The sequence below is a fragment of the Streptomyces tibetensis genome (assembly GCF_007655005.1).
Taxonomy (GTDB): Bacteria; Actinomycetota; Actinomycetes; order Streptomycetales; family Streptomycetaceae; genus Streptomyces; species Streptomyces tibetensis.
This window is the reverse complement of record NZ_SZVW01000008.1, coordinates 55,574-80,033: the sequence shown is the minus strand read 5'-3', so window position 1 is coordinate 80,033 and position 24,460 is coordinate 55,574. Positions and strand designations below refer to the sequence as shown.

The 24,460-nt window shown below is 71.7% G+C and carries 24 protein-coding genes; 8 read left to right on the top strand and 16 right to left on the bottom strand.

Annotated features, from left to right (window positions below; translation table 11 throughout):
* Nucleotides 1–42: 42 nt before the first annotated feature.
* The 12 genes from FDO69_RS15330 to FDO69_RS15280 all read right to left on the bottom strand — a co-directional run bounded on the left by FDO69_RS15330 (nucleotide 43) and on the right by FDO69_RS15280 (nucleotide 11,989).
* The gene (locus FDO69_RS15330) at nucleotides 43–1,110 is read right to left on the bottom strand and encodes a polyprenyl synthetase family protein (RefSeq protein ID WP_167526601.1); all 1,068 of its coding nucleotides are present in this window, start codon (nucleotides 1,108–1,110) and stop codon (nucleotides 43–45) included.
* Between the two features lie 65 nt (nucleotides 1,111–1,175).
* Nucleotides 1,176–2,588 (bottom strand): hydroxysqualene dehydroxylase HpnE, encoded by a 1,413-nt coding sequence (gene hpnE / locus FDO69_RS15325; protein WP_104780378.1) that lies wholly within the window; start codon nucleotides 2,586–2,588, stop codon nucleotides 1,176–1,178.
* The gene (locus FDO69_RS41940; RefSeq protein WP_234387943.1) at nucleotides 2,585–2,719 is read right to left on the bottom strand and encodes a DUF6380 family protein; all 135 of its coding nucleotides are present in this window, start codon (nucleotides 2,717–2,719) and stop codon (nucleotides 2,585–2,587) included. The genes hpnE and FDO69_RS41940 overlap by 4 nt, the downstream gene beginning before the upstream one ends.
* Nucleotides 2,716–3,666, bottom strand: a complete 951-nt coding sequence (hpnD, locus tag FDO69_RS15320) for a presqualene diphosphate synthase HpnD (protein ID WP_104780377.1) — start codon at nucleotides 3,664–3,666, stop codon at nucleotides 2,716–2,718. Before hpnD ends, FDO69_RS41940 begins: the two co-directional genes overlap by 4 nt.
* Nucleotides 3,663–4,565 (bottom strand): squalene synthase HpnC, encoded by a 903-nt coding sequence (hpnC, locus tag FDO69_RS15315; protein ID WP_104780376.1) that lies wholly within the window; start codon nucleotides 4,563–4,565, stop codon nucleotides 3,663–3,665. The genes hpnD and hpnC overlap by 4 nt, the downstream gene beginning before the upstream one ends.
* Nucleotides 4,566–4,924: 359 nt before the next feature.
* The gene (locus FDO69_RS15310; RefSeq protein WP_167526600.1) at nucleotides 4,925–5,713 is read right to left on the bottom strand and encodes an ABC transporter ATP-binding protein; all 789 of its coding nucleotides are present in this window, start codon (nucleotides 5,711–5,713) and stop codon (nucleotides 4,925–4,927) included.
* Entirely contained in the window at nucleotides 5,706–6,635 is a 930-nt protein-coding gene (locus FDO69_RS15305) for an ABC transporter permease (protein ID WP_104780375.1), read from the bottom strand. The genes FDO69_RS15310 and FDO69_RS15305 overlap by 8 nt, the downstream gene beginning before the upstream one ends.
* 106 nt (nucleotides 6,636–6,741) lie before the next feature.
* Nucleotides 6,742–7,614 (bottom strand): glycosyltransferase family 2 protein, encoded by an 873-nt coding sequence (locus FDO69_RS15300; RefSeq protein WP_104780374.1) that lies wholly within the window; start codon nucleotides 7,612–7,614, stop codon nucleotides 6,742–6,744.
* Nucleotides 7,615–7,619: 5 nt separating this feature from the next.
* A complete protein-coding gene (locus FDO69_RS15295; protein WP_104780558.1) occupies nucleotides 7,620–8,399 on the bottom strand; it encodes a CDP-alcohol phosphatidyltransferase family protein in 780 nt (259 codons plus the stop codon).
* Nucleotides 8,377–9,438, bottom strand: a complete 1,062-nt coding sequence (locus FDO69_RS15290) for an iron-containing alcohol dehydrogenase family protein (RefSeq protein WP_104780373.1) — start codon at nucleotides 9,436–9,438, stop codon at nucleotides 8,377–8,379. The genes FDO69_RS15295 and FDO69_RS15290 overlap by 23 nt, the downstream gene beginning before the upstream one ends.
* Entirely contained in the window at nucleotides 9,426–10,178 is a 753-nt protein-coding gene (locus tag FDO69_RS15285) for a phosphocholine cytidylyltransferase family protein (protein WP_104780372.1), read from the bottom strand. Before FDO69_RS15285 ends, FDO69_RS15290 begins: the two co-directional genes overlap by 13 nt.
* Nucleotides 10,175–11,989 (bottom strand): DUF5941 domain-containing protein, encoded by a 1,815-nt coding sequence (locus tag FDO69_RS15280; protein ID WP_104780371.1) that lies wholly within the window; start codon nucleotides 11,987–11,989, stop codon nucleotides 10,175–10,177. Before FDO69_RS15280 ends, FDO69_RS15285 begins: the two co-directional genes overlap by 4 nt.
* A gap of 278 nt (nucleotides 11,990–12,267) precedes the next feature.
* On the opposite strand from FDO69_RS15280, the gene galE reads away from it, so the two are divergent.
* The 3 genes from galE to idi all read left to right on the top strand — a co-directional run bounded on the left by galE (nucleotide 12,268) and on the right by idi (nucleotide 15,293).
* Nucleotides 12,268–13,239: a UDP-glucose 4-epimerase GalE gene (gene galE, locus FDO69_RS15275; RefSeq protein WP_104780370.1), complete on the top strand. Its 972-nt coding sequence runs from the start codon at nucleotides 12,268–12,270 to the stop codon at nucleotides 13,237–13,239.
* 147 nt (nucleotides 13,240–13,386) lie between these two features.
* Nucleotides 13,387–14,322, top strand: coding sequence for a cation diffusion facilitator family transporter (locus FDO69_RS15270; RefSeq protein WP_104780369.1), 936 nt, complete (start codon nucleotides 13,387–13,389; stop codon nucleotides 14,320–14,322).
* 377 nt (nucleotides 14,323–14,699) lie between these two features.
* Nucleotides 14,700–15,293, top strand: coding sequence for an isopentenyl-diphosphate Delta-isomerase (idi, locus tag FDO69_RS15265; protein ID WP_104780368.1), 594 nt, complete (start codon nucleotides 14,700–14,702; stop codon nucleotides 15,291–15,293).
* 92 nt (nucleotides 15,294–15,385) lie between these two features.
* Here idi and FDO69_RS15260 read toward each other — a convergent pair whose 3' ends face one another.
* Nucleotides 15,386–15,892 carry an ATP-binding protein gene (locus FDO69_RS15260; protein ID WP_104780367.1) on the bottom strand — a complete coding sequence of 169 codons (507 nt, stop codon included), beginning with the start codon at nucleotides 15,890–15,892 and terminating at the stop codon, nucleotides 15,386–15,388.
* A gap of 218 nt (nucleotides 15,893–16,110) precedes the next feature.
* Between FDO69_RS15260 and FDO69_RS15255 the strand changes: the two genes are divergently transcribed.
* A complete protein-coding gene (locus tag FDO69_RS15255; RefSeq protein ID WP_104780366.1) occupies nucleotides 16,111–16,866 on the top strand; it encodes an enoyl-CoA hydratase/isomerase family protein in 756 nt (251 codons plus the stop codon).
* Here the strand turns inward: FDO69_RS15255 and FDO69_RS15250 are convergent.
* Complete coding sequence (locus FDO69_RS15250) at nucleotides 16,853–17,488, bottom strand: DJ-1/PfpI family protein (protein WP_104780365.1); 636 nt, start codon at nucleotides 17,486–17,488, stop codon at nucleotides 16,853–16,855. The two genes, FDO69_RS15255 and FDO69_RS15250, sit on opposite strands and share 14 nt — an antisense overlap.
* A gap of 32 nt (nucleotides 17,489–17,520) precedes the next feature.
* Nucleotides 17,521–18,480 (bottom strand): GlxA family transcriptional regulator, encoded by a 960-nt coding sequence (locus FDO69_RS15245; protein ID WP_104780364.1) that lies wholly within the window; start codon nucleotides 18,478–18,480, stop codon nucleotides 17,521–17,523.
* Nucleotides 18,481–18,594: 114 nt separating this feature from the next.
* Here FDO69_RS15245 and FDO69_RS15240 point away from each other — a divergent pair, with 114 nt between their 5' ends.
* The 4 genes from FDO69_RS15240 (at nucleotide 18,595) to FDO69_RS15230 (ending at nucleotide 22,822) form a co-directional block, all read left to right on the top strand.
* Nucleotides 18,595–19,464 carry an SCO6745 family protein gene (locus tag FDO69_RS15240; RefSeq protein ID WP_104780363.1) on the top strand — a complete coding sequence of 290 codons (870 nt, stop codon included), beginning with the start codon at nucleotides 18,595–18,597 and terminating at the stop codon, nucleotides 19,462–19,464.
* A gap of 74 nt (nucleotides 19,465–19,538) precedes the next feature.
* The gene (locus tag FDO69_RS42695) at nucleotides 19,539–19,664 is read left to right on the top strand and encodes an LPFR motif small protein (RefSeq protein ID WP_267889763.1); all 126 of its coding nucleotides are present in this window, start codon (nucleotides 19,539–19,541) and stop codon (nucleotides 19,662–19,664) included.
* A gap of 99 nt (nucleotides 19,665–19,763) precedes the next feature.
* Nucleotides 19,764–22,160, top strand: coding sequence for a Tex family protein (locus FDO69_RS15235; RefSeq protein ID WP_104780362.1), 2,397 nt, complete (start codon nucleotides 19,764–19,766; stop codon nucleotides 22,158–22,160).
* Between the two features lie 113 nt (nucleotides 22,161–22,273).
* A complete protein-coding gene (locus FDO69_RS15230) occupies nucleotides 22,274–22,822 on the top strand; it encodes a putative glycolipid-binding domain-containing protein (RefSeq protein WP_104780361.1) in 549 nt (182 codons plus the stop codon).
* Here the strand turns inward: FDO69_RS15230 and FDO69_RS15225 are convergent.
* Nucleotides 22,819–24,456, bottom strand: a complete 1,638-nt coding sequence (locus FDO69_RS15225; RefSeq protein WP_104780360.1) for an ABC-F family ATP-binding cassette domain-containing protein — start codon at nucleotides 24,454–24,456, stop codon at nucleotides 22,819–22,821. The genes FDO69_RS15230 and FDO69_RS15225 overlap by 4 nt on opposite strands.
* Nucleotides 24,457–24,460 lie beyond the last annotated feature (4 nt).

Sequence of the window (24,460 nt, the reverse complement as noted above, 5' to 3'; positions counted from 1 at the left end):
CACCGGCCGGCGACTACGCGAGGGCTATTCGGCCGATAGTGATCATCTCTTCCGTACGACGACGAAGTCCGCGAGGGCCGTGAACTGTTCCCGCACCCGGTCGGGCATGTCGACGGCGTCGAGGGCCTCGATGGCGATGGTGTGCTGACGGCGTGCCTCGTCGGCGGTCCACTCGCGACCGCCGGCCTCCTCGATGAGGGCGGCGCGGGCCGCGAACTCCTCCTCGGAGAAGTTCTCGAAGTCGCTGCTCTTGGCGTCGGCGGCGAGGATCTCGCCGAGCCGCTCGGAGGCGGAGCCGCCGGCGGCGAGGGCGGCCACGACCGGCAGGGACTTCTTGCGCTGGCGCAGGTCGCTCCAGGTCTGCTTGCCGGTGGAGACCGGGTCGCCCCAGATGCCGAGCAGGTCGTCGACGGCCTGGAAGGCGAGACCCAGGTGGTAGCCGTACTTCTCGAGGGTGTCGGCGGTGTGGTCGTCGGCGCCGCCGAGGACCGCGCCGATGGAGCTGGCACAGGCGAGCAGGGCGCCGGTCTTGTTGCCCTCCATCTCCAGGCACTCCTCGACGCTGACGCGGTCGCGGTGCTCGTAGGAGATGTCCTGGGCCTGGCCGTCGATCAGGGCGCGGGTGGCGGTGGTCAGGCGGCGGGTGGCGCGGCCGGCCTCGACGGTGCCGAGTTCGAGGAGGACCTCGTTGGCCAGGGCGAACAGGGCGTCGCCGACCAGGATGGCCTGGGCGGGCCCGTGCACCTTCCACACCGTGTCGCGGTGACGGCGCTGCTCGTCGCCGTCCATGAGGTCGTCGTGCAGGAGGGAGAAGTTGTGGACGAGTTCCACGGCGACGGCGCCGGGGATGCCCGTCTCGGGGGCGGACGACATGACCTCGGCGGACAGCACCGCGAGGGCGGGGCGCACGGCCTTGCCGCCGTCCCCCTCCGCGGGCCTGCCCTGGGCGTCGATCCAGCCGAAGTGGTAGGCGGCAACAGTGTCCATGGGAGGTGCCAGGCGGTCGACGGCCGCCCGCAGTACCGGTGTGGCCAGGGTCCGGCCGCGCTCCAGCAGCGCGGTCACGTCCACCGCCTCGGCAGTCTTCGAGGCCGGGGGCACAGTGGGCACAGTCTCTCCTCTTGTTGCGGTACCGGGGGTGCGGGGGCCGCCCGCCGCGCCGGCCTGGGCCGGCATCACGCCGCCTCCTCGAAGTCGAAGAGGTGGCGAGGACGGGGCCGGCCCAGGGCGCCCAGCACGGCGTCTGCCGCGCTCACACCACTGCGGACCGCACTCTCCATGGTCGCGGGCCACCCGGTGGCGGTCCACGCTCCGGCCAGGTAGAGGCCGGATGCCTTGGTGCGGGCGCCGGGCCTGAGGTGCCCGACGCCTGGGGTGGGAGCGAACGTCGCGGTGCGCTCCCGGGTGACGAAGAAGTCCTTCACGTGGGCGCCGCGGGTCAGCGGCAGCAGTCGCTCCAGCTCGGGCAGGTACCGCTCGCGCAGCACGGCCACGGGCTCGTCGATCTCGTCCTGGGCGGCCGACTGGGACAGGGCGAGGTACTGGCCCTGGCGCAGCCCGGACGCCTCGGTCCGGTCGAAGACCCACTGCACGGGGCTGCCGAGGGCGGTGAAGAAGGGCCGGCCGAGGACCTTGCGGTCGTAGACCACGTGGACGTTGAGGATGGGCGCGGTGCCGATCTCCAGGAGCCGTTCGGGCGCGTCCAGGGCGCCCGCGGGCAGCAGGTCGTGCGCCTCGCGCTGCGGTACGGCGAGGACCACGGCGTCGGCCTGGAGCGTCTCGCCCGGGACCTCGACGCTCCACTGCCCGTCCCCGTGGGAGGAGACGGAGGTGACACGGGTGCGGACCTCGGTGCGCACGCCCGCCGAGTCGAGCGCCTTGCGGGCCAGCCGGTCGTGCAGGTCGCCCAGCGGGACCCGCGCCCAGCCGATGTCGGCAGCGCCCGGGTCGGACAGCAGGCCGGTCTTGAACACCATCGCGGCCAGCGCCAGCGAGGCGTCGGAGGCGACCGCGTTGAGGGTGGCGACCCCGACCAGGTCCCACAGGGCCTCCACGGCGCGCGCCGACTGGCCGTGCGCGGCCAGCCAGCTGCCGAAGTCCTGCGTGTCCAGCGCCGGGTCGGTGAGGTCGAGTCCCTTGAGCGCGAGCGCGGCCCGGCCCACCTTGGCCCGGTCGGCGAGCGACAGGTGCGGATAGGCGGCGAGGCTGCGGCCCAGGTGCAGCGGCACGGGCAGGGCGTCGCGCCGCAGCCGGCCGAGCCGCCGCCCCTCGGGCCGGGCGAGGTCGAGGACGGGAACGTCGAGCCGGTCCTGCAGCGGGGCCAGCGCCGCGCCCTCGATGCGGTCGAGGAACCAGCGGTAGGCGGTGCAGCAACGCAGGTAGACGTGCTGGCCGTTGTCGACGGTGAGTTCACCGCGCCGGAAGGAGAAGGCGAGGCCGCCGAGCCGCGGCCTGCCCTCCAGCAGCGTGACGCGCACCCCGGCGTCGGCGAGCGCGAGCGCCGTGGTGACACCGGCGAGCCCGCCGCCCACCACGACGGCATGCCGCGCTTGTGCGACCGGTCCCCCGGACCCTGTGCCATGGGTCATCGCGCGCCCTCCCCCGCGGCCCGGGCGTGCTGCTCGAACGGTGCACGGCCGGCCGTCTCCGTCAGGGACGCGGCCCCGGGCCGGAGGGTTGCCCGCCGCTTCTCGCCGACGGCGGCGTCTGTGTCCGTCACGCACGCCTCCTGACGGTCCGCCGGGTCACGTGCCGGGCGTCGAGTCCTGACAGGCCGCGCACGGCGACGTACGCCTTCTCCCGGCCGGGCAGGGAGACCCGGCCGCGCAGCACGGCCTGCGGGTCGCGCTCGATGCGGTCGAGGAGGCGGCGGTAGATGCCGGCCATGGCGGCGACGCAGGCGCCGCTGCGCCGGTCGAGCATGGGGAGCAGCCGGTAGCCCTCGGCGAACAGGGCGCGGGCCCGTCGCACTTCGAAGTGCACGAGGCCCGCGAAGTCGGAGCCCTCCGGTGGCCGCGGCCCGCTGAAGCCGGCCGAACAGCCGAACTTGGCGAGATCGTCGGCGGGCAGATAGGTCCGCCCGCCCACGGCGTCCTCGCGGACGTCTCTGAGGATGTTGGTGAGCTGAAGCGCGAGCCCGAGCGTGTCGGCATACTCCGGCGCGCGGTCCACTCCGCGCGCCCCGGGTTCGGTGCCGAAGACGCCCAGCGAGAGCCGCCCGATCGCACCGGCGACGCAGCGGCAGTAGATTTTCAGGTCGTCCCAGGTCTCGTACGTCTCGCCGCGGACGTCCATGAGGACGCCGTCGATGAGCTCGTCCAGGCCGCAGAGCGGGATCGGGAAGGCCCCGGCGGCGTGCGCGAGGGCGACCGCGACCGGGTCGGTGTCGTCCTCGTCGACCCGGTCCTCGCGGATCCGGGTGAGCAGCGCCCGGGTCTCCTCCAGCCTGGCCACCTTGACGTCGTCGGCGAGTGCGCCGTCGCCGATGTCGTCGACCCGCCGCGAGAACGCGTACAGCGCCGACATCGCCCGGCGCTGAGGCGCCGGCAGCAGCCGGATGCCGTAGGCGAAGTTGCGGGCCTGCCGCCCGGTGACGGCCTCGCAGTAGCTGTAGGCGGCGAGTACCGGCGGGGACGCGTGCGGTTCCGACTCCACGGTCCGGATCACCCCTCTCCTCGCAGAGTCACGCCCACCTCACGCAGCAACCGGACCTTGCCGGGCTCGGGCGGGCCGGGAAGTACGTCGTATTCGGCGGCGGCGATCGCGTGGAGGGCCGCCCTTCCCCCCGCCACGAACCCTGCGAGCAGCAGCTTCAGCCTGCCGTGGACGCTACCCACCAAGGGGGCGCCTTCATTCAGGAGGTCCCGTGCCCTTTGCGCTTCGTACGCAATCAGCGCACGGACCGACGCACCGGCGGATGTCGTGGCGAGATCCGCTTCCTGGACGTGGAAGCGTTTCATGTCGGCCGCAGGCAGGTAGACCCGGCCGCGGGTGAGGTCCTCGGCGACGTCCTGGAGGTGCTCGACGATCTGGAGGGCCGTGCAGATCATGTCGGAGCGCCGGATCCGCTCCGGAGTCGAGGTGCCGGTGAGGGCGAGGACGAGACGGCCGACGGGGTTGGCGGACAGTTCGCAGTAGGCGAGCAGGTCGTCGTAGGTCTCGTAGCGGCTGACCAGCTGGTCCCGGCGGTTGGCGGCGATCAGGCCGAGGAACGGCCCCGGGGTCAGGGAGCAGCGGCGAACGGTCGACTGGAGGCGGCGCAGCAGGGGGTGACGCGGGGTCGAGTCGAAGACCCTGCGCAGGTCCGCCTCGAAGGCGTCGAGCAGCACCAGCCGGTCCTCGGCCTCCTCGGCGCAGACGCCGAGCAGCCGGGCGTCGGCGCCGCCGGGGGCGAGATCGCCGTCGCCGATGTCGTCGACCAGGCGGGCGAAGCCGTAGACGGCCATGAGGTCGGTGCGCCAGGCCCGGGGCAGGAAGAAGGGGGCCACCGGGAAGTTCTCGCCGGCGGCCTTGTCGAGCGTGCCGCGCTCCGGATCGAGGGAGCGCGCCGTGCCGGTTCCCGTCACCGCCGACTGCCCGGCGCGGGGACGGCACGTGCTGCGTGGAGCTGGGGAGTTTCCGTAGCCATCGCCGTCACATCTCCCGTTCTACACTGCCGACCCAATACACACTATTTCGGACACGCCGCCCCGCCGTCCGCACGGTGGTCCGACGGGCGGTGTCGCGCATTATCACCCTGATTGCCGTGTTTCGGGACCGGTACAGCTTACGTTGTACAACGCGACACGGTTCGTCAGGGTGTCCCGCACATCACGAGAACACACCGATTGGCCCCAAGATTCCTGAGATGGGCCGGAGTTGACGTTTCCTTTGCAGACGCCGGGCCCCGCCGGAACAGTTCCGTCGGGGCCCTGTCCGAAAGCGGCTACTTGCCCGTGAACTTCTCGTACTCCTTGAGCACCTCGTCCGTGGGGCCGTCCATGCGCAGCTCGCCGCGTTCCAGCCACAGGACGCGGTTGCAGGTGTCGCGGATGGACTTGTTGTTGTGGCTGACCAGAAACACCGTGCCGGCTTCCTTGCGCAGCTCCCGGATGCGGTCCTCGGAACGCTTCTGGAACTTGCGGTCGCCGGTCGCCAGAGCCTCGTCGATCATGAGGACGTCGTGGTCCTTGGCCGCCGCGATGGAGAAGCGGAGCCGGGCCGCCATACCGGAGGAGTAGGTACGCATCGGCAGGGTGATGAAGTCGCCCTTCTCGTTGATCCCGGAGAAGTCGACGATGTCCTGGTAGCGCTCCTTGATCTCCTCACGGGACATGCCCATGGCGAGGCCGCCCAGTATGACGTTGCGTTCGCCGGTGAGGTCGTTCATCAGGGCCGCGTTGACGCCCAGCAGCGAGGGCTGGCCGTCGGTGTAGACCTTGCCCTGCTCGGCGGGGAGCAGGCCCGCGATGGCGCGCAGCAGGGTCGACTTGCCGGAGCCGTTGGAGCCGATCAGGCCGATGGCCTCGCCGCGGTACGCCACGAAGGAGACCCCTCGCACGGCGTGCACCTTGCGAACGCCCCGCGCCGTGTCGTCGGAGCCTCGCTTGACGATGCGGCTGAGGGCGGCGGTGGCGCTGCCCTTGCCGGTCTTGGCGCCGTTGACGCGGTAGACGATGTGCAGGTCGTCCGCGACGACGGTGGGGATGCGTGCGTCCTGCTTCTGCTCAGCCACGGCCGTACCTCTCCTCCGCCTTCCAGAAGTACACGAAGCCGCCGAGGGCGAACAGCACGGCCCAGCCGCCCGCGACCGCCCACACGTGGTCGGGCAGGTTCTCCGAGCCGTAGCCGTCGATGAGGGCGAAGCGCATCAGGTCCATGTAGATCGCGGCCGGGTTCCACTGGAGGACGTTCGCGATCCACTCCGGCTTGTCCTTGAGGAAGATCGGAATGGAGAACATCACGCCGGAGGCGTACATCCACGTGCGCATCACGAACGGCATCAGCTGTGCCAGGTCGGGAGTCTTGGCGCCCGCCCGGGCCATGATCAGCGCGAGACCGGTGTTGAAGCAGAACTGCAGGACGAGCACCGGCACGATCAGCGCCCAGGACAGGTCCGGGTAGCTGCCGAAGCCGACCGCGATGGCGAACAGCACGATCATCGAGAACAGCAACTGCTGGAGCTGCTGGAGCGCGAAGGAGATCGGCAGCGAGGCGCGCGGGAAGTGCAGGGCGCGGACCAGGCCGAGGTTGCCGGAGATCGCGCGCACCCCCGCCATGACCGAGCTCTGAGTGAAGGTGAACACGAACACGCCCGTGACCAGGAACGGGATGTACACCTCCCGGGACATGCCCCGGTCGGCCTCCAGGAGCAGGCCGAAGATGAAGAAGTACACGGCCGCGTTCAGCAGCGGCGTGGCCACCTGCCACAGCTGGCCCAGCTTGGCCTGGCTGTACTGGGCGGTCAGCTTCGCCCGGGAGAAGGCGAGGATGAAGTGCCGCCGGTCCCAGAGCTGACGGACGTACTCGATGAGGGACGGACGGGCGCCGCTCACGGTCAGCCCGTGCTTGGCGGCGAGTTCCCTCGCCGTGAGGCCCTCGTCGGGCGCCGCGGGCGGGGTCACCGCGACCGTGGCGTCGTGCGTTGTCTCACTCACTAGTGGAAACTTTCGTCTTCGAGATGCTCGGCCTGTGCCGGTCCGGCACGCGCCGGGGCCAGGGTACGGCCCGGGGGCTCCCGGGTGTCTCCCGGATACGAGCTTGTCAGATGACGGGGGGCCGGCCCAGCCGGGTCAGCCGCCACACCGTACGCCACTTCATGGGCCGGCGGGGACCGCACGAGGTGGTCCAGCCTTCGCGGAATCCGCCGAACCAGGCCCGCAGCGCACTGCGGGAGGGGCGGCGCAGCAGAGTGAGCAGCAGCCACACGCCGAGGTAGACCGGGACGAGCGGCGCGGGGAGGTTGCGGCGGGCCAGCCAGACGCGGTTGCGGGCGACCATGCGGTGGTAGACCGCGTGCCGCGAGGGGGCGGTCGTCGGGTGGTAGAGCACCATGTCGGACCGGTAGTCGATCATCCAGCCCGCGTCCAGGGCCCGCCAGGCCAGGTCGGTTTCCTCGTGGGCGTAGAAGAACTCGTCCGGGAGTCCGCCGACGTCGGCGAAGACGCGGGTGCGCACGGCGTTGGCTCCGCCGAGGAAGGTGGTCACACGCGAGGAGCGCATCGGGTCGGCGGCGCGCAGCCGGGGGACGTGGCGGCGCTGGGTGACGCCGGTCTCCGGGTCGGCTATGCGGAAGCTCACGATGCCGAGCTTCGGGTCGGCCTCGAACGCCTTGCGGCACAGCTCGGCGGTGTCGTGGCTCGCGAGCAGTCCGTCGTCGTCGAGGAAGAGCAGGACGTCGACGTCCCGGCCGGACGGGCCGAAGGCCTCGATGCCGACGTTGCGGCCACCGGGGATGCCGAGGTTCTCGGGCAGCTCGATGGTGCGGACGCCCTCGGGGACGTCCGGGACGGGCGAGCCGTTGCCGACGACGACCACCTCCACCCGGTCGCCGTCCTGCTTGGCGACGGAGTCGAGCAGGGCGCGCAGTTCCTCGGGCCGGTTGCCCATGGTGATGATGACGGCGCCGACCTTCATACCGCTCACTTCAGCCTGCTGGAAGCCAGGATGGACACGAGGTGCAGCAGGGTCTGCACGAGCGCGATGCCGGCCAGCACCGCGACGCCGAGCCGGGAGAAGAACAGGTCGCCGCGGACCTGGTCGACGATCGCCAGCACGAGGATCAGCAGGGACGCCTCGATGCCGAGGATCAGCCGGTGGAAGTTCAGGGCGGCGGCGGCCTTGCGGGCCAGCGCCATGCCGGAGGAGCGCATCTCGGCGGCGGCCTCCTTGACCGGGGGCTTGCCGGCCTGGTGCCGGGCGACACCGACGAGGTCGGTCTCGGCCTTGATCAGGATGGCGCCGAGGGCGGCCAGGGTGCCGAGGAAGGCCCACAGCCAGTCGATGCGGCCGGTGCCCCACAGGTCGGCGGCGCGCAGGCCGAAGCCGGTGAGCACGGCGGCGTCGGTCAGGTAGGCGCCGACGCGGTCAAGGTAGACCCCGTTGAGCGAGTACTGCTTCTTCCAGCGCGCGATCTCGCCGTCGACGCAGTCCAGCAGCAGATACATCTGCACGCAGACCACACCGAGTACGGCGCCCGCGATCCCCGGCACGAGCAGTGCCGGGGCCGCGAGCACACCGAAGACGGTCATCAGGTACGTGAGCTGGTTGGGTGTGACCCTGGTGTTCACCAGGTAGCGGTCGACCCGCAGGGACACCTCACGCATGTAGAGGCGTCCCATCCAGTGCTCACCGCTGCGCCGGTCCTTCACCCCTGCGGGGTGAACGACGGGGCGTAGTTCAGCTACCGATGGCCTTGACATAGTCGGCGTAGATGTCCTTGATCTGTTCGGTGTTCAGGTCGAGGTGTTCGAGGATGGTGTAGCGGCCGGGCCGGGTCTCCGGGGCGAACTCGACGGCCTTGACGAACTCGTCCGTCGTGAAGCCGATCTCCTCCGGCAGCACGGGCAGGCCGTGGCGGCGCAGGACCTCGGCCATGTACGCCGAATCCTCGTGCGCCCCGCGCAGCCACATCGCGAAGGCCGCGCCGAGACCGCACTGCTCGCCGTGGGCGGCGGCCCGCTTCGGGTAGAGCAGGTCGAAGGCGTGGTTGATCTCGTGGCACGACCCCGAGGCCGGCCGCGAGTCGCCGGAGATCGACATCGCGACGCCGGTGAGGACGAGCGCCTCGGCGAGTACCTGGAGAAAGCCGTTGTCGCCGACCCCGGCCGGGTGCCGGAGCACCGCTTCGCCCGCCTGGCGGGCCATGGCGGCGGCGAGTCCGTCGATCTTCTCGCCCTTGACGCGGTTGGCCAGTTCCCAGTCGGCGATCGAGTTGATGTTGGAGATCGCGTCGCCGATGCCCGCGCGCACGAAACGCACCGGGGCCTCACGGATGACGTCCAGGTCGATGACCACGGCGATCGGGTTCGGCACACCGTAGGAGCCGCGGCCCGCGTCGTTGTCGAGGGTGGCGACCGGCGAGCACAGGCCGTCGTGCGCGAGGTTCGTCGGCACGGCGACCAGGGGCAGGCCGACGCGTGCCGCGGCGAACTTGGCGCAGTCGATGATCTTGCCGCCGCCGAGACCGACGACCGCGTCGAAGTGGCCGGCCTTTATGTCGCTCGCCAGCCGGACCGCGTCGTCGAGGGTGCCGCCGCCGACCTCGTACCAGGTGGCGCCGGGCATGCTCGGCGAGATGCGCTCGCGCAGCTTGGCGCCGGAGCCGCCGCTGACGGCGACGGCGAGGCGGCCGGAGTGCGAGATGCGCTCGTCGGCGAGGACGCAGGCCAGGTCCTCGAGGGCACCCGGGCGGATGTCCACGACCAGCGGCGAGGGGATGAGCCGGGTCAGTACTGGCACGCGATCTCCCGTCCGCGGGCGAGATCGTCGTGGTTGTCGATCTCCACCCACTTGACGTCGCCGATCGGCGCCACGTCGATACGGAAGCCGCGGTTGACGAGCTCCTGGTAGCCGTGCTCGTAGAACTGCTGGGGGTCGGTCTCCCAGACGGCCTTGAGGGCGTCGGCCAGCTCGGGGGCGGCGTCGCCCTCGATGAGGGTGACGCCGATGTACTCGCCGGTGGCCTCGGCGGGATCCATCAGCTTGGTGATCTTCGTCATGCCCTTCTCGGGGTCGACGACGACCTTCATCTCCTCTTCCGCGAGGTCCTTGACCGTGTCGAGGGCGAGGATGATCTTCTTGCCGTCGCCGCGGGCGGCGAGCAGCGTCTTCTCGACGGAGACCGGGTGGACGGTGTCGCCGTTGGCGAGGATCACCCCGTCCTTGAGCGCGTCACGCCCGCACCACAGGGAGTAGGCGTTGTTCCACTCCTCGGCCTTGTCGTTGTCGATCAGGGTGAGCTTGAGGCCGTACTTCTGCTCGAGGGCTTCCTTGCGCGCGTACACGGCCTCCTTGCGGTAGCCGACGATGATCGCGACCTCGGTGAGACCGATCTCGGCGAAGTTGCCGAGCGTCAGGTCGAGAACCGTGGGCTCGCCTTCTATGCCCGCGGGGCCCACCGGCACCAGTGCCTTGGGGAGGCTGTCGGTGTAGGGGCGCAGACGCCGTCCGGCGCCGGCTGCGAGCACGAGGCCGATCATGCGGTTTCTCCTTCGTCGTGTACGGCGGGTGCGCCGCCCTGGTGGGCGCCGACCCAGAAGCGGATGCTCTCGACGAGCACCACGAGGGCCACAGCCACGGCCAGTGCCGTGAGCGCGACCTTGAACTGCGAGGCGGTGAGCAGCGCGGCGAGGACGGTGACGAGCAGCGTCCGCCCTTCGTGCCCTCCGATGGAGCGCACCAGCCAGGCCGGGGGCGCTCCGGCGTCGCCGCGGATGCGGTAGACCGTGTCGTAGTGATGGTAGGCGACCGCGGCCACCAGCCCGAAGGCCGCGGGGAGGGCCCCGTTCACGTCCGTCTTGGCCGCGAGGACCAGGACGGTGCCGTATTCGGCGGCGCGGAAGACCGGGGGGACCAGCCAGTCGAGGGCGCCCTTGAGGGGGCGGGCGACGGCGAGGCCCGAGGTGAGGGCGTAGACGAGCGCCGCGACGACCGGCCAGGGACCGCCGAAGTCCGTCAGCGCCGCGGTGAGGGCGACGGCGAGACCGCCGAGCAGGGCGATCACGGGGGCGGTGAGGCCCGGCAGCTTTCGGGCGGGCTTCTTGAGCGCCTCGGCGAAGCCCTGTGCGAGGGGGCCGCTGTCGGCGAGGTCGGCCAGGGCGCCGGCCGCCCGGTCGGTCCGCCTGGCCTTGCGGGTCAGGGAGCGCAGCACCCGGCCGGCCGTGGTGTAGGTCGCGGCGAAGGCGCAGCCGATGAGCAGCGCGTAGAAGGTGATGCGGGGCGTGGTGAGCGCCGTCAGGACCGCGATCATCGCCCAGCGCTCGCCGATCGGCAGCACGATCATCCGGCGGATCCACACCGTCCAGCCGACACTGTCGAGCTTGTCGGAGAGCGCGGCGGTGGGGCTGGTGTTGGCGGTGGCGTCGTGGTTGGCCTCGTTGAAGGAGAAGTCCACGACGTGCCGGCAGGACTGCAGGACCATGGCACCGAGGGCCAGGGCCCACACATCGTCGCCGCCGCGGGCGGCTCCGAGGGCGAGGCCGGCGTAGTAGGCGTACTCCTTGGCCCGGTCGAAGGTCGCGTCCAGCCAGGCGCCGAGCGTGGAGTACTGCAGGGAGTAACGGGCGAGCTGGCCGTCGGTGCAGTCCAGCACGAAGGACGCGATCAGCAGGACGCCGGCCGCGACGAAACCGCCGCGGGTGCCGGTGGCCGCGCAGGCCGCCGCTATGAGGGCGGTGATCAGCGAGGCGGTGGTGACCTGGTTCGGGGTCAGGCCACGGCGGGCGCACCAGCGGGCGATGTAGCGGGAGTAGGGGCTGATGCAGTACGTGGTGAAGAAGCCGTCGCGGGCCTTCACGGCGGACTTCAGGCGTACGGCCTCGTCGTCGACGTCGGTCACCGCCTGCCGTGCTTCGTTGCGGGCCTGCGGGTCGGCGGGGACGGCGGCGACGAGACTGCCCAGCTCCGGGCGGTGCACGGCGGTGCCGTCGGCGTCGAGGGCGGTGAGAATGCGGTCGGCGAGGCTGTCGACGAGGGTGGTGCCGCCGCCCGCGGAGTTCTCGCGGGCCATCGCCCGGGTCAGCGCCTGGCGGCCGGCGGGCTGGGCGGTGACGGCACCGGGGATCGCGGCGAGCGGGAAGCGGGGGTCGGTGAGGCCGAGGCGCAGCGCGTGCACGTGGCCCACGAAGCGGGCGTCGACCAGGGCGACCCTCTGGTCGCCGGGTACCTCGGCGAGGAGGGTCTCGGCCTCGGCGGCGTCGGTCGCGGTCCGGAGGTCGAACCCGAGGGACCGCAGGTCGGCCTCGATCGACGATCCGGGGACCGGCTGGCCGGTGAGGATGGCGGTCGACAACCGAATTCACTCCCTGGATACCGACGCGTCGACGCCGGTGACGTACATGATGGGGGCGCCTTCTCCGGTGGCTCCCGGGCGGCGTGTCGGCAGAGGCTATCGGATGCCGGGAGGGCCACGTTCACCGCCTGTTCGGCGGATGGATCGACGCGGTTCGCACGAGCCTTTGCCGCGATCATCATCGTGGATCCGGGGCCCGCCCCACAAACCGCGCCCCCTTAAGCGGACATCGAGGACATTGCGCAGGCGGTGTCCTCGGCCGCATAGGGTGGGCGACCATGACGTGGCTGATCACCGGCGGTGCCGGCTATATCGGAGCACATGTGGCGAGGGCCATGACCGAGGCCGGGGAGAGCGTCCTCGCCCTGGACGATCTGTCGGCCGGGGTGCCCGCGCGGCTCCCTGCCGAGGTCCCGCTCGTGCGGGGCTCCTCGCTGGACGGGGGGCTGCTGAAGCGGGTCTTCGCCGAGCACGGCGTGACGGGCGTGGTGCATCTCGCGGCGCGCAAGCAGGTCGCCGAGTCCGTCGCGCAGCCGACGCGCTACTACCGGGAGAACGTCGGCGGTCTGGTGACTCTGCTGGACGCGGTCGCCGAGGCCGGGATCGAGCGCTTCGTGTTCTCCTCGTCGGCCGCCGTGTACGGCGACCCGGGTGTGGACCTCATCACGGAGGACACCCCCTGCGCGCCGGTGAACCCGTACGGCGAGACCAAGCTGGCCGGGGAGTGGCTGGTGCGGGCGGCGGGAAAGGCGCACGGAATCTCCACCGTATGTCTGCGCTATTTCAACGTGGCGGGCGCCGCCGCGCCGGAGCTGGCGGACACGGGCGTCTTCAACATCGTCCCGATGGTCTTCGACCGGCTGACGCGCGACGAGGCGCCCCGGATCTTCGGCGACGACTACGCGACCCCGGACGGCACCTGCGTCCGTGACTACATTCACGTCGCCGACCTCGCCGAGGCCCATCTGGCGGCGGCCCGGCGACTGGCCGGGGGCGGTGGCAAGGGTGATCTGACGGTCAACATCGGCCGCGGTGAGGGTGTCTCGGTCCGCGAACTGGTCACGGTCATCGGCGAGGTCACCGGCGACCGCCGGACTCCGATGGTCGAGGGGCGCCGCCCCGGAGACGCCCCCCGTGCGGTGGCCTCGGCCGCCCGGGCGGCCGCCGAACTCGGCTGGACCGCCCGGCGCGGGGTGCGCGAGATGACCGAGTCGGCCTGGCGGGGCTGGCGGCTGCACCACGGCTCCTGATCGCCCGCAGCGCCCTGACCTGCGCAACGTTTCCGCAGGTCAGGGCACATGACAACGGTGTTCAGTGCCGCGTTGCACATACCCCCTCCCCGTAGTTCACTGGGGTCCCCGAGCACGATCAGGCGGACACACGGAGGCTGACTTCTCATGGGGGCTGGGCACGATCACGGGCACGCGCACGGCGCGGGGGCCGGTACGGCGACCTCGGCGTACCGCGGCAGACTGCGCGTCGCGCTGGCGATCACGCTCGGCATCGTGGCCGTGCAGATCGTCGGCGGCGCCCTGGCCGACTCCCTGGCACTCGTCGCGGACTCCGCGCACATGGCGACGGACGCCCTGGGCCTCGGCATGGCGCTGCTCGCCATCCACTTCGCGAACCGGCCGCCCAGCGAGCGGGCCACCTTCGGATACGCCCGGGCCGAGATCCTCGCCGCCCTGGCCAACTGCCTGCTGCTGCTCGGTGCCGGCGGCTACGTCGTGTACGAGTCGGTCCAGCGCTTCATCACGCCGGCGGAGACCGAGGGCCGACTGGCTCTGCTGTTCGGTGCGATCGGCCTGGTGGCGAATCTGGTCTCGCTGTCGCTGCTGATGCGCGGGCAGAAGGAGAGCCTGAACGTGCGCGGCGCGTTCCTGGAGGTGGCGGCGGACGCCCTGGGCTCGGTCACGGTGATCGTCTCGTCCGTGGTGATCATGCTCACGGGCTGGCAGCCCGCCGACCCGATCGCCTCGCTCGTCATCGCGCTGATGATCGCCCCCCGGACGTGGAAACTGCTGAGCGAGACGCTCTCCGTGCTGCTGGAGGCCGCTCCCAAGGGCGTCGACATGGTGGAGGTGCGGTCGCACATCCTCGCCACGGAGGGTGTGGAGGACGTGCACGACCTGCACGCCTGGACGATCACCTCCGGTATGCCGGTGCTGTCGGCGCACGTCGTCGTCAGCTCGGAGGCCCTGAACGCGATAGGCCACGAGAAGATGCTCCACGAGCTCCAGGGCTGCCTCGGCGACCACTTCGACGTGGAGCACTGCACCTTCCAGCTGGAACCGGTCGGGCACGCGGAGCACGAGGCGCGGCTCTGCCACTGACGCGGCGGTCGCGGAGGCGTGTGCGTCAGGTGGGGGCAGGGGTGTGAGTCAGGTGGGGCAGGGGTGTGAGTCAGCTGGGCAGGGTTGTGAGTCGGCTGGGGCAGGTGGGAGCAGGTAGGGCGCACTTCGCTGCGCGTGCGCCGGAGAACGCAACCTTCCGCCACACGCCCGCGCCCTGAGCCCCACAGCCCCGGCAGGGACGAATTTCCGCCTGCCCGGCCGGGCACGATCATCTACCGGGTCCCTTTCCCGGCGTCCGACCGGTGCCGGCCGCGGTCCGCGCAGCCGCGCGGGACATGCGGGCGTGCCGCGAAGTGCCGGGAGTGCCGGATTCGTACGGCAGACTTGGGGCGCGAAGACCGATGTGAAGGATGGGTATGCCGATCACACCTGCCACCGCGACGCACAACCCGTCGAACGGCACCGCAGACGCGATTTTGCTGGAACTGGTCGACGAGGACGGCGTGACGATCGGCACCGCGGAGAAGCTCGCCGCCCACCAGCCGCCCGGACAGCTGCACCGCGCGTTCTCGGTGTTCCTCTTCGACGAGTACGGCCGGCTGCTCCTCCAGCAGCGCGCGCTGGGCAAGTACCACTCCCCCGGTGTGTGGTCCAACACGTGCTGCGGCCACCCCTACCCCGGCGAGGCGCCCTTCGCCGCGGCGGCGCGGCGCACGTTCGAGGAACTCGGCGCGTCCCCGTCCCTGCTGGCCGAGGCGGGCACGGTCCGCTACAACCACCCGGACCCGGAGTCCGGCCTGGTGGAGCAGGAGTACAACCACCTCTTCGTCGGCATGGTGCAGGCCGTGGTGCGGCCGGACCCGGAGGAGGTGGCGTCGACGGTGTTCGTGACCCCGCCGGAGTTGGCGGAGCGGCACGCCAAGGACACCTTCTCGTCCTGGTTCATGACCGTCCTGGACGCGGCCCGGCCGGCGATCAGGGAGCTGACGGGCCCGTCGGCCGGCTGGTGACGGGGGCCCGGCGCCGGGGCCTTGGGGGGTGGGCTCCTTTCACCCGGGCCGCCGGGTCGCGCGGCCCGGCACCGCTCTGAAGGGACCTTCCCTCACGCGAAGCGCGCGGGTTTGAGCGGCAGGGCGGCCCAGACCACCTTGCCGCCGCTCGCGGTGTACTCGACCTCGCACACGCCGCCCGCCTCGCGGGTGATCTCGCGCACCAGGAGCAGTCCGCGCCCGCCGGTGCGGCCGTGGTCCGTCTCCAGGGCGGTGGGCCGGTACGGATGGTTGTCCTCCACGGACACCCGGAGCCACTCGGCACCGACGGCCAGCTCGACGGCGATCGTCGGGGACAGCACGGCCGCGTGCTTCACGGCGTTCGTCACCAGCTCCGAGACGATCAGCAGCAGCCCCTGCGCCAGGTCGTCCGAGACCGGCACTCCCTGCCGCAGCAGCAGGTCCCGCACGGCGTGCCGTGCCTGGGGGACCGAGGCGTCGACCGCCGGTGCGGTGAACCTCCAGACCCCTTCATAGGGCAGCGGATCCGCGGGCCCCGGGCCGAAGGGCGCCGCGCCGCCCTCTGGGCGCGGACCGAACCCACGCCCGTCGTCGTCCATAGTCCGGTCGCCACCCTCGCGCTCGATTGTCGCCACACACCGAGTGTTGGTAACGATGCGCCTCGCGCCCCGGGACTGAACAGAAGTCAGCAGATATCGAGCGCTTCTGACCGTTGGCGTATGACACGGTCAGTTGTGGGACTGGTCCTGTCCCTGTTGTGCCGTCTCGGCGAACTATTCGGGTTGTACGGGTTTGGCATCCGGATAGCATCCGGCGCATGGAGCCGCAGCTGAAGCACCGCGTGACCGACTCGGTCGCGACGGTCGTCATACGTCATCCCGAGAAGCGCAACGCCATGACGGCCGCGATGTGGCGCTCCCTCCCCACTGTGCTGGATGAGCTCGCGCAGGACCCGGCCGTACGGGCGCTGGTGCTGACCGGTGAGGGGGGCACGTTCTGCGCCGGGGCCGACATCTCGACGCTGCGGGGCTCGCCCGAGGAGGCGCAGGGGCTGGCCGTGCGGGCCGAGGAGGCGCTGGTCAGGTTCCCGAAGCCGACGCTGGCCGCGATCCGGGGGCACTGCGTGGGCGGCGGGTCGCAGCTGGCGGCGGCCTGCGATCTGCGGTTCGCCGAGGACGGGGCGCTGTTCGGTGTGACACCCGCGAAGCTCGGCATCGTGTATCCGGCGTCCTCGACCCGGCGGCTGGTGTCCCTGGTGGGTCCGGCCACCGCCAAGTACCTGCTGTTCTCCGGGGAGTTGATCGACGCGCAGCGGGCGCTGCGCGCCGGGATGGTGGACGAGGTGCTGCCCGAGGGTGAACTCGGCAAGCGGGTCGCCGAGTTCACCCGGATCCTGGCATCCCGTTCGCAGCTGACGCAGGCGGCGGCCAAGGAGTTCGCGGACGGGCGTACGGACCGGGACGCGCACTGGGCCGGGCAGGCGCGGGCGAGCGGCGACACCGCGGAGGGTGTCGCCGCCTTCCTGGAGCGCCGGCAGCCGCGGTTCGGCTGGAGTGTGCCTACGTCAGGATGACGCCGGAGTGCGTGCGGAGCAGTTCCACGAGATGCGCGGGGGCCTTCTCGGGTGATCCGGCGTCGTAGGGCGGCTGCGGGTCGTACTCGGTGGCGAGCTGGACGAGTTGCGCGTGGTCGTCGCCCGCGATCCGGCCGAGCAGGGTGAGGCCCATGTCGATACCGGAGGAGACACCGGCCGCGGTGACGTACTTGCCGTCGGTGACGACCCGCTCCCCCGTCGGCTCGACGCCGAGGCGCTTCAGCTCCTCCAGAGCCAGCCAATGGGATGTGGCGCGGCGGCCGCGGAGAAGTCCCGCGGCGGCGAGCAGCAGGGAACCGGTGCACACGGACGTGGTCCAGGTGCTGGTGGCGTCGGCGGTGCGCAGCCAGCTGAGCAGGGGCCCGTCCGTGGCCAGCGGGAGCGGGCCGGGGCCGCCGGGGACCACGATGATGTCGGGGTGCGGTACGTCTGCCAGGGCCCGGTCGGCGATGAGCGCGAGGTTCCCCGAGTCGTTGCGCACGGGGCCGGCCTCCTCGGCGACGAAGACGGTCTCCGCGTCCGGCAGCCGGCCGATGGTCTCGTAGGGGCCGATGGCGTCGAGGGCGGTGAAGCGGTCGTAGAGGACGATGGCGATCTGCATGGGGACCTTTCGTCGGCTGGTGTCGAGGAGGTTCAGGGCGTGGTCGCGGGGCGGAAGCGGCGGCGGTACTCGGCCGGGGGCGTTCCGAGGGTCCGGACGAAGGCCCGGCGCATGGCCTCGGGGGTGCCGTAGCCGCTGGTGCGGGCGATCTCCTCGACACCGCCGGCGGTGTCCTCCAGGAGGCGCCGGGCGTGTTCGAGGCGGACGCGGTCCACGTAGCGGCCCGGTGTCATGCCGGTCTCGGCGCGGAAGGCACGGGCGAAGTGGCGGGGCGAGAGACGGGCGCGGGCGGCGAGGGTGTCGACGCTGAGGTCCGCGTCGGGGTGGTCGGTGATCCACCGCTGGACGTCCCGCAGGGGCTCCCGCTGTGCGGTCTGGGCCGCGAGCTGGGCGCTGAACTGGGCCTGGTTGCCCGGGCGGCGCAGAAACACCACCAGGTGCCGGGCGATCGTCAGGGCGGCGTCCCGGCCCAGGTCCTCCTCGACCAGGGCGAGGGCCAGGTCGATGCCGGCGGTGACACCGGCCGAGGTGGAGATGCGCCCGTCGCGTACGTAGACGGGGTCGGGGTCGATCTCGACGGCCGGGTGCTCGCGGGCGAGCCGGTCGCAGTACGCCCAGTGGGTGGTCGCGCGGCGGCCGTCCAGCAGGCCCGCCCCGGCGAGCACGGCCGCGCCGGTGCACACGGAGACCAGACGGGCCGCGCGCGGACCGCGTTCGCGCACCCAGTCCACCAGGCGCGGGTCGGGCCGCAGGCTGCCCGGTCCGCCGGGGACGAGGAGGATGTCAGGGTCTCTCGCGTCGGCAAGGGACCCGTCGGGTACGAGCGTCAGCCCGCTGGTGGTCCGCACGGGCGCGCCGTCCAGGGAGGCGGTGCGGATCCGGTACGCGCCCGGGGAGAGCAGGTCCGCGCCCGCGAAGACCTCCAGGGGTCCGGTGACGTCGAGACTCTGCAGGCCGTCGAAGAGGACGGCGAGAACCGTGCGGGGGGCCATGCGGTCGATTCTTCGCGGGGGCCGGACATGGCCGCAAGGACGAGTACCCCACCTTTCCTGCCATGCGGTGCCTGCCCGTGGAGAACATACCAAGCGGTTGGTAACCTGCCGGGCATGACGACTGCCGCTCTGGAGCCGCGCGCCGGCCGACGCTGCCACAACGTGCTCAACTCCCTGCACGCGACGCACTACTTCTCCCCCGACCTCGGGCGCGAGCTGGGCGCCGTCGGGGTCACCGACCCGCGTGCCGTGAACTTCGCCGTGCGGGCCGCCGCCTTCGGACCGGTCGGCGCCGGGGCCGTGACGGCCGCCTTCTACAACTACAAGTACGAGCTCGTGGCCCGGTACGTGCCGGCCGTGTGGGAGACCGCCACCCCGGGACAGATCCTGGCCGCACGCACGCGTGCGGTCGACGCGACACTGCACCGCCTGCTCGGAGCGGAGGCCCTGGCGTCGGCGGAGATGGCCGAGGCCGCACGGCTCGCGCTGCGCGCCGCCGAGGCCTGCTCGCGCGGGGCACGGCCGCTGTACTCGGCACACGCCGACCTGCCCGTCCCCGAGGAGCCGCACCTCGCCTACTGGCACGCGGCGACCCTGCTGCGCGAGCACCGCGGCGACGGGCATCTGGCCGCCCTGATGTCCGCGGGTCTCGACGGCCTGGAGGCGATGGTGACCCACACGGCGACGGGCAAGGGCATGACCCCGAGGTGGGTGTGCGCCACTCGGGGCTGGAGCCGGGACGAATGGGACGCTGCGACGGACCGGCTGCGGGGGCGCGGGCTGCTGGATGCCTCCGGTGACCTCACGGAAGAGGGCGGAGCCCTGCGCCGGGAGATCGAGGACGAGACGGACCGGCTGGATCGCGCCCCGTACGAGCATCTCGGCCCGGAGGGAGTGACCCGGCTGACCGAGCTGGGCGGGGTGTTCGCGCAGGCCGCACTCGAGGCGGGGGCCTTCCCGGCGGATCTGATCGGCAAGGGATGACGCATAGTGACGCGTCTGCGAGGTACCCGCACTCCACCGGCCGGCGCGGCCGGGAGTGGAGAAAGGGGAATTTCGTGTTCCGTGCTATCGCAGACGTGCTGCGCCAGATCGGCGGCGCCATCGCCACCGTCGTGACACTGCCCTTCCGGGCCCTGGCCCGGCTGTTCGGCGGGGCCTCGTCCTCCACCCGCAGGGCCTGATCCGGACACGGACCTGCCGGGTGCCGCCTTGATCCCCATGTGCCGGTGCCACCTGCCACAATTGCCGCGCAACCTCAGCGGAGAAGGCGGTACGGGATCGTGACGACACCCGGGTCCAACGGGTCCATCAACGCAGTGTCCATCGAAGGCAGGATCGCCGAGGAGCTCGGCGTACGGGAGCGGCAGGTCAGGGCCGCCGTGGAACTGCTCGACGGCGGTTCTACGGTGCCCTTCATCGCCCGCTACCGCAAGGAAGCGACCGAGATGCTCGACGACGCGCAACTGCGCACCGTCGAGGAGCGACTGCGCTATCTGCGGGAGCTCGAGGAGCGGCGGACGGCGATCCTGGACTCGGTGCGCGAGCAGGGCAAGCTCACCGAGGAGCTTCAGGCGAGCATCCGGGGCGCCGAGACGAAGGCGCGCCTGGAGGACATCTATCTCCCGTACAAGCCCAAGCGACGCACCAAGGCGCAGATCGCCCGCGAGGCGGGGCTCGAGCCGCTGGCGGAGGGGCTGCTCGGCGACCCCGCCGTGGATCCCCTCGCCGCGGCCGCCGCGTTCGTCGACGCCGACAAGGGCGTGGCGGACCCGCAGGCAGCCCTCGACGGCGCCCGGGCGATCCTCACCGAGCGGTTCTCGGAGGACGCCGACCTGATCGGCGAACTGCGCGAGCGCATGTGGGTACGCGGGCGGCTCGCCGCCAAGGTGCGCCAGGGCAAGGAGGAGGCGGGCGCGAAGTTCGCCGACTACTTCGACTTCGCCGAGCCGTTCACGGAGCTGCCCTCGCACCGCGTCCTCGCGATGCTGCGCGGTGAGAAGGAGGAGGTCCTCGACCTCGTCCTGGAGCCCGAGGAGCAGACGGACGGGCCTTCCTCGTACGAGGGGATCGTCGCCCAGAAATTCGGGATCGCCGACCGGGGCCGCCCCGGGGACAAGTGGCTGAAGGACACGGTCCGCTGGGCGTGGCGCACGCGCATCCTCGTCCACCTCGGCATCGACCTGAGGCTGCGGCTGCGTACGGCCGCCGAGGACGAGGCGGTGCGGGTCTTCGCGGCGAATCTGCGCGACCTGCTGCTCGCCGCCCCGGCGGGCACCCGCGCGACGCTCGGCCTGGACCCCGGTTTCCGCACGGGCGTGAAGGTCGCCGTGGTCGACGCCACCGGCAAGGTCGTCGCCACGGACGTCATCCACCCCCACGTCCCGGCGAACCGGTGGGACGAGGCCATCGCCAAGCTGGCCCGCCTCGCCAAGGAGCACGCGGTCGAGCTGGTCGCCATCGGCAACGGCACGGCGTCCCGCGAGACCGACAAGCTCGCCGGGGAACTGATCACCAAGCACCCCGAGCTGAACCTGACGAAGGTGATGGTGTCCGAGGCCGGCGCGTCCGTGTACTCGGCGTCCGCCTTCGCCTCGCAGGAGCTGCCCGACATGGACGTGTCGCTGCGCGGCGCCGTGTCGATCGCCCGCCGGCTCCAGGACCCGCTGGCCGAGCTGGTGAAGATCGACCCGAAGTCGATCGGCGTCGGCCAGTACCAGCACGACCTGTCCGAGGTGAAGCTGTCGCGTTCGCTGGACGCGGTGGTGGAGGACTGTGTGAACGGCGTGGGCGTGGACGTCAACACGGCGTCGGCCCCGCTGCTCGCCCGGGTCTCCGGCATCACCTCCGGGCTCGCCGAGAACATCGTGGCGCACCGGGACCAGAACGGACCCTTCAAGGCCCGTGGCGAGCTGAAGAAGGTGGCGCGGCTCGGCCCGAAGGCGTACGAGCAGTGCGCGGGCTTCCTGCGGATCCGTGGCGGCGACCCGCTGGACGCGTCGAGCGTGCACCCGGAGGCATACCCGGTGGTCCGGCGCATGGTGAAGACCGCCGGGCAGGAGGTCGGCTCGCTGGTCGGCAACACCGGCGTGCTGCGTTCGCTGAAGCCGCAGGACTTCGTGGACGAGAAGTTCGGTCTGCCCACCGTCACCGACATCCTGAAGGAGCTGGAGAAGCCCGGTCGCGACCCGCGCCCGGCCTTCAAGACGGCCGTCTTCAAGGAGGGCGTGGAGAAGATCTCCGACCTGTCGTCCGGGATGATCCTGGAGGGCGTCGTGACGAACGTCGCCGCGTTCGGGGCGTTCGTCGACGTCGGTGTCCACCAGGACGGCCTGGTGCATGTCTCCGCCATGTCGAAGACGTTCGTGAAGGACCCGCGGGACGTGGTCAAGCCCGGCGACATCGTCAAGGTGAAGGTGCTCGACGTCGACATCCCGCGCAAGCGGATCTCGCTGACGCTGCGTCTGGAGGACGAGGCGGCCCAGCAGGGACAGCAGGGCGGCGGCTCGGGTGAGCGCCGGCAGCGCGGCGGGCGTCCGCCGCAGCAGCGGCAGGGCGGGCGTGGTGGTGGCCGTGGCGGTGGTGGCGGTTCGCGTCAGGCGCCGCCGCCTGCCAACAGTGCGATGGCCGACGCGCTGCGCCGCGCGGGGCTGGCGGATCCCAAGGGCGGCAAGCGCTGACTGTTCCGTCGGGGAGGCCGTGGGGAGCTGCGGGCCCGTTGTGGCTGGTCGCGCAGTTCCCCGCGCCCCCAGGAAAGAGGCGCTTCGCACCCTTTCCGTTCTAGGGTTGCCGAATGCGTGCCATCACCTGGGAAGTGTCCGGCAGCCGAGGGTTCGAGACCGCCTGGCTCCAGCTCGGAGAAGGCGCGCTGCGGGCGCGCGGGCGGGCCGTCGGTACCGTTCCGGAGCCGTACTGGATCTCGTACGAGCTGGAGACCGCCGAAGGATTCGTGACCAGGCGGTTGACTGCCACGGCGGAGACCGGTGCCGGGACCCGCGCGCTCGATCTGCTCCACGACGGTCAGGGCCGATGGACCGCGAACGGCGAGCCGCTGTCCGATGCCGACGGGGCGCTCGATTGCGACCTCGGGCTGTGCCCGCTCACCAACACCATGCCGGTGCTGCGGCACGGGCTCCACCGGATGCCCGGTCAGCGGGAGTTCCTGATGGCCTGGGTGTCGGTGCCGGACCTGACGGTGCGGCCGTCGCGGCAGACCTACACGCATCTCGGGGCCGGGCGGGTCCGTTTCGCCTCCGGCGACTTCCGGAGCGACCTGGAGTTCGACGAGGAGGGGTACGTCGTGGACTACCCCTCCCTCGCCACCCGCCTGACGACCCCTTAGCGCTCGGTCACCTTGCCGTCCGCCACCTCCAGGCGGCGGGTGACGTGCACGGCGTCCAGCATGCGGCGGTCGTGCGTGACCAGCAGGAGGGTGCCCTCGTAGGCGTCGAGGGCCGACTCCAGTTGCTCGATGGCGGGCAGGTCGAGGTGGTTGGTCGGCTCGTCGAGGACCAGGAGGTTGACGCCCCGGCCCTGGAGCAGTGCCAAGGCGGCCCGGGTGCGTTCGCCCGGGGAGAGGCTCGCCGCCGGGCGCAGCACGTGATCGGTCTTGAGGCCGAACTTGGCCAGGAGGGTGCGGACCTCGACCGGTTCGGTGTCCGGGAGGGCCGTGCGGAATGCGTCGAGCAGCGACTCCTCGCCGTGGAACAGCTTGCGGGCCTGGTCGACCTCGCCGAGCAGGACGCCCGAGCCGAGCGCGGCGTGCCCGGCGTCCAGCGGGACACGGCCGAGGAGGGCGGCGAGCAGCGTGGACTTTCCGGCGCCGTTCGCGCCCGTCACCGCCACCCGGTCCGCCCAGTCGATCTGGAGGGAGACGGGGCCGAGGACGAAGCCCTCCCGGCGCACCTCGGCGTCCCGCAGGGTCGCGACGACGGCGCCCGAGCGCGGGGCCGACGCGATCTCCATCCGCAGCTCCCACTCCTTGCGGGGCTCCTCGACGACGTCCAGGCGCTCGATCATGCGCTGGGTCTGGCGGGCCTTCGCGGCCTGCTTCTCGCTGGCCTCGCTGCGGAACTTGCGGCCGATCTTGTCGTTGTCGTTGCCCGCCTTGCGGCGCGCGTTCTTCACACCCTTGTCCATCCAGGAGCGCTGCGTCTGCGCGCGGTCCTGGAGGGCCGCCTTCTTGTCGGCGTACTCCTCGAACTCGTCGCGGGCGTGCCGGCGGGCCACCTCCCGCTCCTCCAGGTAGGCCTCGTAGCCGCCGCCGAAGAGGTTGATCTGCCGCTGGACGAGGTCGAGCTCGAGGATCTTGGTGACGGTGCGGGTGAGGAACTCGCGGTCGTGGCTGACGACCACCGTGCCGGCGCGCAGGCCGCTCACGAAGCGTTCGAGGCGCTCCAGGCCGTCCAGGTCGAGGTCGTTGGTCGGCTCGTCGAGGAGGAAGACGTCGTAGCGGGACAGGAGCAGGGAGGCGAGTCCGGCGCGGGCCGCCTGACCGCCGGACAGGGACGTCATCGGCTGGTCCAGGCCGACCGCGAGCCCGAGGCCGTCCGCGACCTCGGCGCGTTCGTCGAGGTCGGCGCCGCCGAGCCCGAGCCAGCGCTCCAGGCTGGTGGCGTAGGCGTCGTCCGCTCCGGGCGCTCCGTCGACCAGGGCCTGGGTGGCCTCGTCCATGGTCCGCTGGGCCTCGGCGACGCCGGTGCGGCGGGCCAGGAACGCCCGTACGGTCTCGCCGGGCCGGCGGTCCGGTTCCTGCGGGAGGTGACCGACGGTGGCGGTCGGCGGGGACAGTCGCAGTTCGCCCTGCTCGGGAGCGGTGAGTCCGGCGAGCATGCTGAGCAGGGTGGACTTGCCCGCGCCGTTGGCCCCGACCAGGCCGATCACGTCGCCGGGCGCGACGACCAGGTCGAGTCCGGTGAACAGGGAGCGGTCGCCGTGGCCGGCGGCGAGGTTCTTGGCGACGAGGGTGGCAGTCATCAGG